Raw genomic sequence first — 12580 nt, forward strand, 5'->3', positions numbered from 1 at the left:
CCGACGGGCTGCTGCACGGGCGCGGACACCGGGGCGGGTGCACGGACCACGACGGTGCCGAAGACACGGCCGACGGCGTAGCCGAACACGGTCGAGACCGCCGAGGTCACGATCGCCAGGGCACGGAGGCCCCCACCGCGACCGAGGGCCCCGAGCTCGCGGAGCACCGCGCCGGGCAGGACCCGGGTGAGGTACGTCGACTCGCTCGAGAGCGAGTCGCGGGCACCGACCCGGCGGCTCAGCACGGCCTTCGAGATGCCCTCGTAGTAGCTCCGGCGTCGCAGGTACCGCATCGTGACGCGGTCCGGGGAGACCCGGTGCGAGACGTTCGAGCGCGGCTCGAAGCGGATGCGGGCGCCGGGACGGATCCGGGCGATGCGGATGCAGAGCTCGGTCTCCTCGCACCCCAGCGGGTGGTTGCCGACGCGACCGATGCCGGAGCGGAAGCCGCCGGCGGCGAGCACGACGTCACGGTGGAAGGCCATGCTCGACCCGATGACGTTGCGGACGTCCGCGGACGTGGTGGGGAGGCCGGTGTAGCTGCACCCGACGATCCAGAGCAGCTCGTCCGGGTAGGGTCCGGCGCCGGTCGCGGTCGGCCACGACGGGGTCGCCCGGCCGCCGACACCGACGACGTCGGGCAGCTCGAGCGCCTCGACGAGGTGCATCAGCCAGTCCGGGTCCGCCGTCGCGTCGTCGTCCAGGAAGGCGACGACGTCGGCCTCGGTGAGTGCGACGCCGGTGTTGCGCGCACCCGAGAGGCCGCGGTCCTCGGCGTTCTCGACGACCCGGAGCTCCGGCCAGCGGGCGGCCGCACGGCGGAACAGCTCCGGCTCGTGGTCGATGACGACGATCACCTCGGTCGCGTCGGGCTGGCGCTTCGCCGACTCGACCGCGTCCTGCAGGTCACCCCAGCGCTGCTGCGTGTAGGCGCAGATGACGACGGCGACCGTCGCGACGCTCACGCCGCTTCCTCGTCCATCGCCGGCACGGCGGCCGGGACCACGAGGCCCGAGACCGGGGTCGGCATGAGGCGCATGCGGGCCTTGGCCTCGCGGGCACGACGACGCTCGTGCATGATCGACTTCAGGACGCGGATGCCGTCGCTGACCGCGTTGAGGTTGCTGGTGCCGTGCACGCGGAGCTTCTCGTGGCTCGGCACCTCGGTGATCGCGAACTCCGCGGCGGACCAGCGGCAGGTCAGGATCGTCTCGATCTCGAAGCCGTCACCCCAGCGCATCGAGCCGTCGGTCGGCTGCGGGAGCGTCGACGACAGGAGCCCGATCGTCGGCAGTGTGTCCGCCCAGAAGGCGTTGTAGCCGTAGCAGAGGTCGGTGTACCGCGCACGGAGCAGCACGTTGGAGATCATGTTGAGGCCCTTGTTGCCGAGGCCGCGGATGATCGTGATGTCGTCGCTGCCGCCACCGGGTGCGTAGCGGGAGCCCTTCGCGACGTCGGCACCGTCGACGAGCGCCTGCACGAAGCGCGGGATCTCGGCGGCGTCGGCGGAGCAGTCGGCGTCGAACATGACGACGACGTCGCCGGTCACGGCCTCGAAGCCGCAGGCGAGCGCGTTGCCCTTGCCCTTGCGGGTCTGCTGCACGACCTTGATCGTCGGCATGAGGCGCTGCGCCGTCGCGATGGTGTCGTCCACCGAGTTGCCGTCGACGAGGATCACCTCGTAGACGGGCGGGAGCTGCGGGAGGATGATCTCGAGGTTGCGGGCCTCGTTCCTCGCGGGGATGACGACCGAGACGCGGGGGTCTCGGGGTCGGACGGTGCTGGCGGACATGGTGCTCCTGTCGGGTTCAGGCTGCATGCGGGAGTGGTCGAGGGAGGACCCGGCGCTGGGTGGGCGTCGGAACGGGGGTACACCGTTCCCTGGGCTTGGACCAACCATCGTCCGGCGGACGGGGCTGGTCAATGCGGGTGGGCACTGGTTGCGGACCCCCGAGTGCGGATACGGAAACCCGCAAGCCGCGGCCGGGTGGCGTGTCGGCACGCACGAGGGCCCTGGAGGCGCGGGGCGGGCCCGCCACGCGCCTCCAGGGCCCTCGCTGGTCACGTCAGGGACGCGACTCGTGCGTCGTGAAGGCGGCGCGCAACGCGGTCGCCAGCTCGGCGACGTGCGGCTCGCGGAGGAGCGAGCTGTGCTCGCTCTCGATGCGCACCGTGGTGGTCGCACCGCGGAGCACGTCGTTCCAGCCGTCCACGTCGGGGTTGCCGTCGGCGAGCACGAACGTGGCCGTGCCGTCGTAGGGGGAGGGCGTGTGCCGCCGCGTCACGATCGTGGCCTGGTCGAAGAGGGCGTCGAAGTCCTTCTGCCCGCCGTAGCGGAGGACGCCGGCACCGTAGGCGCGGACGCGCTTGGCGAACTCCTCGCCCACCGGCACGCCGGCGGGCAGGATGCGCTTCGCCGCTCGGTCGAGCCCGCGCTTGAGTGCTCGGAGCGTCGGGTTGCGCACCGGGCTCTCCGCCATCCGGCCGAAGTGCAGTTGCGCCTGCTCGGTGCTGCTGCGCGGCAGGTAGCTGTCCAGGATCGCGACGTGCTCGACCCGCTCGCCGCCCTCGGTGAGGAGCTTCGCCACCTCGAGGGCGACGAGGCCGCCGAGGGAGTGCCCGACGAGCAGGTACGGGCCGCGGGGCTGGACGATGCGCATGAGCTCGACGGTGCGCCGTGCGGTGCGCTGGATGCTCCAGTCCGGGATCGCCCGTCGCTCGAGACCGTGCTGCTGGAAGGCGTACACGTCGTGCTCGGGCAGGTACCGGGACAGCGGCAGGAACGTCAGGCCGAGGGCTCCGGCCCCGCTGAGGCAGAACACGGGCGGGCGCCCGGGGACGCGGGCCTCGGAGACCTTGACGACGTCGGGGTGGCTCGGCAGGGACTTCGCCCCCGAGCGCACCCGTCGGGCGAAGGCACGCAGGGTGGGCTGTTCGAGGAGCTCCGACGCACGGAGGTCGACGCCGAGCCGGGCCTGCACGATCGCGAGCATCTCCTCGGCGGAGAGCGAGTCGCCGCCGAGCGCGGTGAAGTCCTCGTCGAGGTGCACGCCGCGGAGTCCGAGCACCTCGGCCCAGATCTGCCCGACGACGAGCTCCCACTGGTCGTACTCGCCCTCGACCATCTCGACCTCGAGCGACGGCGCACCGGGCAGCTTCGCCCGGTCGACCTTGCCGCGCTCGTTGCGCGGCAGTTCGGGCATCGGGACGATCGCCGCCGGCACCATGTACTCGGGCAGTTTCGCCCGCAGTGCGCGGCGCAGGGCCGCCGGCGCCGGGGTGCGGCGACCGGGACGGCCGACGACGTAGGCGACGAGGCGCGTGACGGCGGGCGGGTCGACGAGGGCGGTGACCACGACGTCGTGGACGTCCTCGACGGCACGGAGTGCCGCCTCGACCTCGCTCGGCTCGACGAGGTACCCGCGGACCTTCACGGCGTCGTCGTCGCGGCCGAGCAGGACCAGGCAGCCGTCCTCCTCGACGCGCGCGAGGTCACCCTGGCGCCACAGTGGGGTGCCGTCCTCGTCGACGGAGAGGTGCTCGCTCGTCTTCTCGGGCGCGCCCCAGTAGCCGGCGGTCATGCCGTCCCCGATGACCACGAGCTGGCCGGTCTCCCCCGTCGCGGCGGCGGTGCCGTCCTCGCGGAGGACCCGGGCGGTCTTGCCCGGCGGCACGTACCCGGCCGGCACGACGCCGTTCGGGACGGCGTCGTCCGGACCGACCGGGAAGTAGGAGACCGCCCCCATCTCGCTCGACCCGAACCCGTTCCAGAGGACCGTGCGGGCGCCGAGGACCGGGCGAGCGGCGTGCACGTCGGTGCCGGTGATCGGCTCGCCGACCGTCATGACGAGTCGGAGTCCGGCGAGCGCGGCGTGCAGGTCCGTGCCGCGGTCGCGCACGGTGGAGACGATCGACCGGAGCAGGTGCGGCGTGCAGACCACGGCGGTGACGTGCTCGGCGGCCATGCCCTCGAGGAGTCGCTCGGTCCCGAGGTCGCGCGCGTCGAGCAGGACCGCGGCGGCCCCGCTCAGCATGCTGTCGAGCGTGGTGAGGATGCCGGCGGCGAAGGACAGCGGCAGCACGACGCCCACGAGGTCGCCCGGGCGGTAGTCGGCGCTCCAGGCACTCTGCTCGGTGTTCCGGAGGAGCTGTCGGTGCGTCATCGCGACGCCCTTCGGCAGGCCCGTGGAGCCCGAGGTGAACACGATCGCGGCGGGGTCGGTGCCACCGGGGCGGGAGGTCGCTGCGGGTTCGGTTCCGGTCGCGGTGCCGGCGGCGGTCGCGCTGCCGGTCGCGGCCTGCTCGGTGCTCGTCACGATGAGGGCGTCGAGGTCGTGCACGGTGCCGTCCGGGCCGAGGACCGCGGCGGCGAGGTCCGCACGGGTGTCGTCGGCGAGCACCTCGCCGATCCCCGCGAGCGTGACGACGTGCTGCAGGCGTGCCTCGGGCAGGTGGTCGTCGAGCACGACGATCGTCCGCCCGGCGGCGATCAGCGCGAGCATGCCCACCACGGTCTCGGTCGTGTGCCCGGCCATGATCCCCACCGGGACCGACGCGCCGGTGCGCTCGGGTCCGACGCCGGCGCCGGTGCGGTCGTCGGGCCGGAGGACCTCGGTGAGCCGTGCGGCGAGCGCCCGGACCGTCCGGTCCGTCTCGGCGAAGGTGCGGGCGGTCCCGGCACCGGCGAGCGCCGGGGACTCGGGGAACGCTGCGACGACGCGCGTCCACCGGTCGAGGACCGAGTGGTCGTCGGATGCCGGGACGGCCGGTTCGACCGTCCGGTGACGCGCTGTCGGGTGTGTCGGACGCATTGCTTCTCCCCTGGGTCGTGCGGGCCGGTGGTGCGCTGCTGGTGCTTGGAGGACGGTAAGCCGACCGGACGCCCCCGATCGAGGGGCCGAGGAGCGCCGTGCGGGGATCCTGCGGTTTGGCGCATCCTCGCGATCCGCCGTGGATCCCCGGTGACGGACCTATCGGTTCGCTGTGCGCTCGCGGGCGCGGACGGTGCGGCGGGACCGCCCGTAGCGGAGCACACCACGCCCGACGGCCAGGAGCTCGACCCAGCGCATCCGTCCGACCTCGCGGAGGAACGCGGCGTCGTCGACCGGCGCGTCCGCGGTACCGACGGCGACCGGTGCCGCTGCCGGGGTGACGGCCGGTTCGGCGGCGGTGCCCGAGACGAGGTGGCGCACGGCCCGCGGGGCGCGCTGCAGCGCCATCCCGAGCGTGCGGGGCCGCAGGGCGATCTTCGTGAGCCAGGCCCCGAGTCCGGTGCCGTAGCCTTCCGCCTGCTTCCGGAGCGCCGGGAGGTCCGCACGGTGCCGGTGCCAGACCAGCGCCGCGGGTTCGACGACGAGCGCGGCGCCCGAGAGCACGACGCGCGAGAACATGTCGATGTCCTCGCCGCCGCCGGTGACCGTGCCGACGCCGAGTGCCTCGTCGAAGCCGCCGAGCTCGGTGATCGCCGACCGACGCATCGCGAAGTTCGCACCCGTGCCGTAGTCACCGACCGCGAACGGGAAGAGCGGCCGGTCGACGGGCGGTGCCGAGAGGCGGTGCACGCGCGGCACGAGGTTGCGCGACCAGGTCACCCGTTCGTCGAAGTACCGCTGCGTGGGGGTGCGGAGCTCACCGCTGGCGACGAGTCCGCTGACGCAGACGACGTCGTCCCCGCGGGAGAACCCCGAGGCGACGGCACGGAGCCACGCCCGGTCGACCACGACGTCGTCGTCCGTGAAGGCGACGATCTCGTGCCGCGCGGCCAGGACGCCGGCGTTGCGTGCGCTCGAGAGGCCCGGGACGGGTTCGCGGACGTACCGCACGCGATCGTCGTCGAGGGCATCGACGAGTTCGCGCGTCGACTCGTCGGAGGGCGCGTTGTCGACGATCACGACCTCGAAGTCGGGGTGGTCCAGGGCGAGCAGCGAGTCGAGGGCGGCGCCGAGCTGGTCGGCGCGGTCACGGGTGCACAGGACGACGGAGGTGCTCGGCAGGCGGACCGGGATCGGCGGTTGCGGGACGGCGGGCAGGGCGGCGACGGCGGCACGGAGCGCGGCGACCTCGATCGTCTCGTCGGACACCGGCAGGTCGACGAACCCGAGGGGTGCCACGCCGTCGCGGACGAGGAGCCTGGCCGACCGGTGGCCGGCGGCGTCGTGCAGCCCCACCGTGCCGGCGTCGTCCGCGGGGACCTCGGCGAGGTCGACGGCACCGACCCACACGGCACCGCCCCAGGTGGGGTCGACGGCGCTCGACATCGGGCGGGCGAGCTCGACGCGGGGCGGGAGCGAGCGCTGGATGGTGTCGGTCATGGGAGAGCCTGTCTCGTGTCGGGGGACGTGCGCGGTCGCAGCCGGCCATCCCACCGTCGCTGCGGGGACGGCGGGGGTCAACGAGCAGGCGGAACCGTGCGGTTTCTCCTCGCTCGACGCCCGCCACGCGTGCGTGATCCCGCAATGCCGCAGGCCCTCCGCACTTCCCGGTGACCGCTCTCCCGTGCGCCCTCGGCCCCCGGTTACCGTCGTGACACCCGCAAGGCCGCTGCCAGTCGCCGGCCCAGACCCGAAGGGACGCTCGATGCGTCAGTCGATCGCGGTGGTCGAGCAGTGACCGCCACCACGACCCCCACCAGGATGTCGCTCCGCCACGGAACCCGCGTGCTGCCGACCTCACCGGTGCCGTCCCTCGTCGCCGCGGGACTCGGTTTCGCCGGAGCCGCCCTCATCGCGGCCGACGCGTCCGGTCCGCTCCGCACGGCCGTCGTGCTCGTCGCGCTGTTGGTCGTCCCGGGTCTGCCGGTGGTCCGGTTGCTCGGGCTCCGCGAGCCGATCGGGCGCGCCGGACTCGTCGTCGCGTCCAGTGCCGCGATCGACGCGGTCCTCGGGCTCGCGATGGTCTGGACGGGGCAGTGGGTCCCGCTGCCCGCCGCCGGGCTCCTCCTGCTCGTCGCCGGGTGGGTGTCGCTCGGCCAGGGCGTCCAGACCGCACGCACCGCGCCCAGGTCGGCCCGCGCGCGGTCGGCCCTGCCGACCGCGGTCCTGGTCCGCACCGTCGCCGCGTCGGGCGTCCTCGTCACCGGAGCCGCGCTCTGGGCGGTGGGTGTCGCGCAGACGGACTCGACCGGACTGGGCGAGTGGGGCCTCCTGGCTGCACTGCCCGCGGTCTGGTGGGCCGGCGCCGCACTCGTGTTCGTCGTCGCCCTGGTGACGCTCATCGACCGTCGCCACCACGTGGTGGTCCGCGCGGTGTCCTCGGGCGTCCTCCTGCTCGTCATGTACGGCACCTCGAACCTGATCGCCGCCGAGCCCCGACCGCCGTGGGTGTTCAAGCACATCGCGGTGACCGCGTACATCCTGCAGCACGGCGCCGTCGACCCGTCGATCGACATCTACAACCGCTGGCCCGGGTTCTTCAGCTTCAGCGCGTTCCTCGGCGCCGCCACCGGCACGCTCGACGCGGCGGACCCGGTGCGCTGGACGGAACTCGCGTTCGCCCTCGCCGACGGGGCGCTCGTCCTCGGGATCGCACGGGCACTCGGTGCGAACGGCCGCTGGGCGTACGTCGCCGCGGTCCTGTTCAGCGCCGCGAACTGGGTCGGGCAGGACTACTACTCCCCGCAGGCGTTCGCGTTCTTCCTGTTCCTCGCGGCGGTCCTCGTCGCGCTGACCGTCCTCCGCGGCGAGCCCAACGTGATCGGGCGGTGGAGCGCGACGCTGACCGGCCGGCTGCTCCGTGCACGCCGCTCCCCCGTGGCCGAGGCGGTCGCCACGCCGACGCGGGCCGCCGTGGTCGCGGCGGTGGCGCTCGTCGTCGTCCTGCAGTTCGTCATCACGGCTTCGCACCAGCTGACCCCGTTCGTGGTCGTCGCCGCGTTCGTGCCGCTCCTCGTGCTCGGCTTCCTCCGCCCCTGGTGGCTCGCCGTCCCGCTGACGCTGCTCCCCCTGCTCTACCTCGTGCCGAACCTCGACTACATCCAGGAGAAGTTCGGTCTCACCACCGGCTTCGACCCGGTGAGCAACGTCACCGCCGCGTCGACGTCGATCGCCATCCCGTCGATCGCGACGACTCTGCAGTCCCGCGCGGTCCTCGGGATCACGGCACTCGTCGCCGTGTGCGCCGTCATCGGACTCGTCCGGATGGTCCGCGGTGGGCACGCCCGACGCGCCCTCGTGGTGCTCTGGCTGGCGGCCTGCCCGATCGTGCTCGTGCTCGGGCAGAGCTACGGCGGCGAGGCGAAGTTCCGCGTCGTCCTGTTCTCCGCGCCGTTCCTGGCGATCGCAGCCGTCCACGCCTTCCACGGCCGCCGACTCCGCATCGCCGCCACGGCCCTGGTGCTGACCGTGACCACCGCGCTGTTCCTCGGCGCCACGTTCCAGACCGAGCAGGCGAACCAGACCGCACCGGCCGACGTGGCCGCGGCGAAGTGGCTCGACGGCCGGTTCCAGGCGGACGACACCCTCACGACCGTCGGCAGCTTCCCGTCGATCATCGGCGGGAACTACGAGAACTTCCTCCGCCACTGGGGCCAGGTCGACTCGCTGCAGAGCGAGGCCGCGTGGTTCCCGAAGGGCATGACGGCCGACGACCTCACCGGTGTCCTGCAGGACCGCGACCAGGGCGGACACTCCTGGCTCGTGTTCTCGGCGGCGCAGCGAGCCGACGCCGTCACCCGCGGGACGCTCACCGGCGCGCAGATCGACGCCATCGAGCGGTCCGTGGCCGACGAGGGCACCCTCCGCTACGACCGCGACGGAGTCCGGATTTACGAGGTGCGCGATGCAGCATGAGCCGGGGGCACGTCACCGGATGACCACCCGGCGGTCCTTCCTGCGCCGCGGCGCGACGATCGCCGGCATCGCGGGGGTCGCCGTGGTCGCCGGCACCACGGCCGTCGTGCTGCCCACGCGTGCCGGTGACTCGACCGCCCGCGCCGAACGCATGCCCACCGGGGCGCTCGAGTCCGAGGGGACGCGGTGGGTCCCCTACCTCGCACAGGACTTCGACCTCGACGCCGCGCTCGGTGAACTCCTCGCGGTGTACCCGCGGATGGCGGAGTACAGCGGGATGCGGGACACGTCGGGCAAGGGGCTCTACTCCCCCGACCAGGTGGTGTCGGTGCACGACTCGGTGCTCGACCTCCACCTCCGCAGCAACGGGTCCCAGCCCCTCGTGGCGACGGTCCTCCCCGCCGGCTACCGGGCGTACACGCACCAGCGCGTCTCGATCCGGTACCGCGCCGACGAGGTCCCCGGCTACAAGTTCGTCATGATCCTCTGGCCGCTGTCCGGCGACTGGAACGAGGGCGAGATCGACTGGCCCGAGGGTGACCTCACCGGCGACGTCCGCCCGGTGTCGGCGATCCCGGGCAGCTACGACCCCGCGACCGAGGCGATGACGTTCCTGCCCGAGGACCCGACGGTGGTGTCCGGCGGGCAGACCGACTGGCACGTCGCGACCGTGGAGTGGACCGCCGACGCGGTGCGCTTCTACTGGGACGACGAGCTGCTCGAGACCGTCACGGGCGCGGTGCCCACGACGCCCATGCGCGTGACACTGCAGGCGGAGACGATCATCCACGACGCCGAGGTGCCGGCCGACGCATCCGGGCACGTGCTCGTGGACTGGGTGGTCGCGTACCGGAAGAGCCGGGTGCAGTCCTGACCTGATCGGCTGCCCTGGCGTGTCGGTTCGTCGCCTGGCCTGTCACGCGGCTTCTGCGCCGGAAACGGAACAAGCCCCCGGGAGATCCCGGGGGCTTGTTCTACGAGTGCTGGGGTACCTGGACTCGAACCAAGAACGACGGTACCAGAAACCGCTGTGTTGCCAATTACACCATACCCCAAAGGCCCGGAGGCCTTCGGTCCCGGTTGCCCGGGGCACGATCAACTACTGTACAGCATCCCGGAGGTCCGTGAGACCACCGACGAGATCCCGGTGCACCGCGGCGGCCGTGACCGCCCCGTGGCCGGCCGCCACGATCAGCTGTTCCGGTCCGGGCGGCGTCACGTCGCCCACGGCGTACAGCCCGGGCACGCTCGTCCGTCCGGAGCGGTCGATCACGACGAGCCCCTCGGCGTCGCGGCGGAGGTCCGCGTCGACCCAGTCCAGGTCGGCGTGCCACCGGGGCCGGACGAACCCGCCCGTCCGCGGCTCCACGTGCCCGTCTGCGAGGCGGACGCCGGTCATCCCGGAGCGGTCCCCCTCGAGGTCCGCCACGGCCCGCTCGTCGACGCGCACGCCCGCTGCGGCCAGGCGGGCACGGCCGGCGTCGTCGAGCGGCGCGATGCCGTTCGTGTACACGATGAGGTCGTCCGCCCACGCCGCGAGCAGCAGGGCGCGATCGACGACGTCGTCCGTCTCGCAGAGGAACGCCAACGGCTCGCCGGCCTTCTCGTAGGCATCGCACTCGACGCAGCTGTGCACCGCGGTGCCGTAGAACGCGCGGAGCATCGGGAGCGCCGGGAACTCCTCGCGCAGGCCCGTCGCGAGCACGACGGCGCGGGCCGTCGCCTCGACCTCGGTGCCGCGCCAGGCACCGTGCACGAGCCACCGGTCGCCCTCCGGCGCGATCCGGTCCACGACCGTCTGCACGACCGTGGCCTCGGCGTAGGCCTCGACCTCTGCGCGCCCGAGCTTCCGGAGCTCGAGGGGTGAGACACCGTCGCGTGTCAGGAACCCGTGCGACCGCAGCGTGGCCGCGTTCCGGGGGCGGTTGGCGTCCACGAGGAGCACCGTGCGCTTCGCACGGACGAGGTTGAGGGCGGCACTGAGCCCGGCCGGGCCGGCACCGACGACGACGACGTCGACCGTCAGCCGCTCGGCTGCGTCAGCCTGCCGGTCGGCCGCGTCACCCTGCCGTTCGGCCACGTCAGCGGTCCGCGAGGCGACGCAGGCGCGTGACGGTGGACTCCTTGCCCAGGATCTCCATCGACTCGAACAGCGGCGGGCTGATCCGTCGACCAGACACCGCGACGCGCAGCGGACCGAACGCCACACGGGGCTTCAGGCCGAGATCGTCGATGAGCGCCGAACGGAGCGCGCCCTCGATCGAGGCCGTCGTCCAGTCGTCGAGCGGCTCGAGCGCGGCGATGCTCGCGCGGAGCACGTCACCGGCGTCGGCCTTGAGGGTCCCCAGGGCGTCCTCGTCGATCTCGAGCGCGTCGTCCGACGTGAAGAGGAACGCCAGGAGCCCCGGTGCCTCGCCGAGGAGCTGCATGCGCTCCTGGACGAGCGGCGCCGCCTTCGTGAGGATCTCGAGCTGCTCCGGCGTCACCGGATCCGACACGATGCCCGACAGGTACGGCAGCAGCCGCACGCGGAAGTCGTCGGCGTCCAGCAGGCGGATGTGGTCACCGTTGATCGCCTCGGCCTTCTTGTGGTCGAAGCGCGCGGGGTTCGGGTTGACGTCGGAGACCTCGAACGCCCGGACCATCTCGTCGACCGTGAACACGTCGCGGTCCGGACCGATCGACCACCCGAGCAGCGCGAGGTAGTTGACGAGCCCCTCGGGGATCATCCCGGCGGCACGGTGGTGGAACAGGTTCGACTCGGGGTCGCGCTTCGAGAGCTTCTTGTTGCCCTCCCCCGTGACGTACGGCAGGTGCCCGAACACCGGGATGAACTCGGCGAGGCCGACCTCGTACAGGGCCTCGTACAGGGCGATCTGGCGCGGCGTCGACGACAGGAGGTCCTCGCCGCGGAGCACGTGCGTCACGCCCATCAGCGCGTCGTCCACCGGGTTGGTGAACGTGTACAGCGGCTTGCCGTTCGGCCGGACGACCACGAAGTCCGGGAAGGTGCCCTGCTTGAAGGTGATCTCACCGCGCACGAGGTCCTCGAAGCTCAGGTCGCGGTCGGGCACGCGCAGCCGCAGTGCCGGCTCACGCCCCTGGTCGCGGAAGGCCTGGCGCTCGGCGTCGGTGAAGTCGCGCTCGTGGTTGTCGTAGCCCTGCTTCGGGTCACGCCCGGCGGCCTTGTTGCGGGCCTCCATCTCCTCGGGGGTGACGAAGGACTCGTAGACGTGTCCGGAGGCCTTGAGCTTCGCGATGACGTCCTCGTAGACGTCCGTCCGCTCGGACTGCCGGTACGGACCGTGCGGGCCGCCGGCCTCGACGCCCTCGTCCCAGTCGAGCCGGAGCCAGCGCAGTGCCTCGAGGATCTGCTGGTACGACTCCTCGCTGTCACGGGCGGCGTCGGTGTCCTCGATGCGGAACACGAGCTTGCCGCCGGTGTGCCGCGCGTACGCCCAGTTGAACAGCGCAGTACGGATCAGTCCGACGTGCGGCGTTCCCGTCGGGCTCGGGCAGAAACGGACACGGACATCGGAACCGGAAGCGGTGGTGAATGGCGCAGTCATGACACGACGATCCTACCGGCCCGGCACCGACCGCCACGAGGGGGTGTGGAGGACCCGCAAACGCAGAAAACCCCTGACCACGTGGTGGTCAGGGGTTCCCTGGTGTTGCAACGTTGAGTCCGGCGGCGTCCTACTCTCCCACAAGGTCCCCCTTGCAGTACCATCGGCGCTGAGAGGCTTAGCTTCCGGGTTCGGAATGTGACCGGGCGTTTCCCTCTCGCTATG

The 12580-nt window shown here is 72.5% G+C and carries 8 protein-coding genes, 1 tRNA gene and 1 rRNA gene; 2 read left to right on the plus strand and 8 right to left on the minus strand.

From position 1 onward, the window contains the following. The 4 genes from JSX79_RS17605 to JSX79_RS17620 form a co-directional block, all read right to left on the minus strand. Positions 1-965, minus strand: a 965-nt coding sequence (locus JSX79_RS17605) for a glycosyltransferase family 2 protein (RefSeq protein WP_229087455.1), incomplete at its 3' end; no start/stop codon positions are given. Then, on the minus strand, positions 962-1792 hold the full coding sequence (locus JSX79_RS17610; RefSeq protein WP_083294974.1) for a glycosyltransferase family 2 protein: 831 nt from the start codon (positions 1790-1792) through the stop codon (positions 962-964). The genes JSX79_RS17610 and JSX79_RS17605, both read right to left, overlap by 4 nt. A 274-nt stretch (positions 1793-2066) precedes the next feature. Beyond that, positions 2067-4811 carry an alpha/beta fold hydrolase gene (locus JSX79_RS17615; protein ID WP_229087456.1) on the minus strand — a complete coding sequence of 915 codons (2745 nt, stop codon included), beginning with the start codon at positions 4809-4811 and terminating at the stop codon, positions 2067-2069. Positions 4812-4970: 159 nt separating this feature from the next. Then, a complete protein-coding gene (locus tag JSX79_RS17620) occupies positions 4971-6311 on the minus strand; it encodes a glycosyltransferase family 2 protein (protein ID WP_229087460.1) in 1341 nt (446 codons plus the stop codon). 294 nt (positions 6312-6605) lie between these two features. On the opposite strand from JSX79_RS17620, the gene JSX79_RS17625 reads away from it, so the two are divergent. Together JSX79_RS17625 and JSX79_RS17630 are read left to right on the plus strand one after the other, a co-directional pair. After that, entirely contained in the window at positions 6606-8786 is a 2181-nt protein-coding gene (locus tag JSX79_RS17625; RefSeq protein WP_229087462.1) for a hypothetical protein, read from the plus strand. Positions 8787-8805: 19 nt separating this feature from the next. Then, positions 8806-9660 carry a glycoside hydrolase family 16 protein gene (locus tag JSX79_RS17630; RefSeq protein WP_229087463.1) on the plus strand — a complete coding sequence of 285 codons (855 nt, stop codon included), beginning with the start codon at positions 8806-8808 and terminating at the stop codon, positions 9658-9660. A gap of 109 nt (positions 9661-9769) precedes the next feature. Here JSX79_RS17630 and JSX79_RS17635 read toward each other — a convergent pair. From JSX79_RS17635 to rrf, 4 genes are all read right to left on the minus strand, one after another. Next, positions 9770-9841 (minus strand) — tRNA-Gln (locus tag JSX79_RS17635). A 44-nt stretch (positions 9842-9885) separates the two neighbouring features. Beyond that, positions 9886-10812, minus strand: a complete 927-nt coding sequence (locus tag JSX79_RS17640; RefSeq protein ID WP_229087465.1) for an NAD(P)/FAD-dependent oxidoreductase — start codon at positions 10810-10812, stop codon at positions 9886-9888. A 55-nt stretch (positions 10813-10867) separates the two neighbouring features. Further along, on the minus strand, positions 10868-12355 hold the full coding sequence (gene gltX / locus JSX79_RS17645; protein ID WP_229087464.1) for a glutamate--tRNA ligase: 1488 nt from the start codon (positions 12353-12355) through the stop codon (positions 10868-10870). Positions 12356-12472: 117 nt separating this feature from the next. Then, positions 12473-12580 (minus strand): 5S ribosomal RNA (rrf, locus tag JSX79_RS17650); the annotation flags it as partial.

The organism is Curtobacterium sp. GD1 (assembly GCF_020882855.1).
Classification (GTDB): Bacteria; Actinomycetota; Actinomycetes; order Actinomycetales; family Microbacteriaceae; genus Curtobacterium.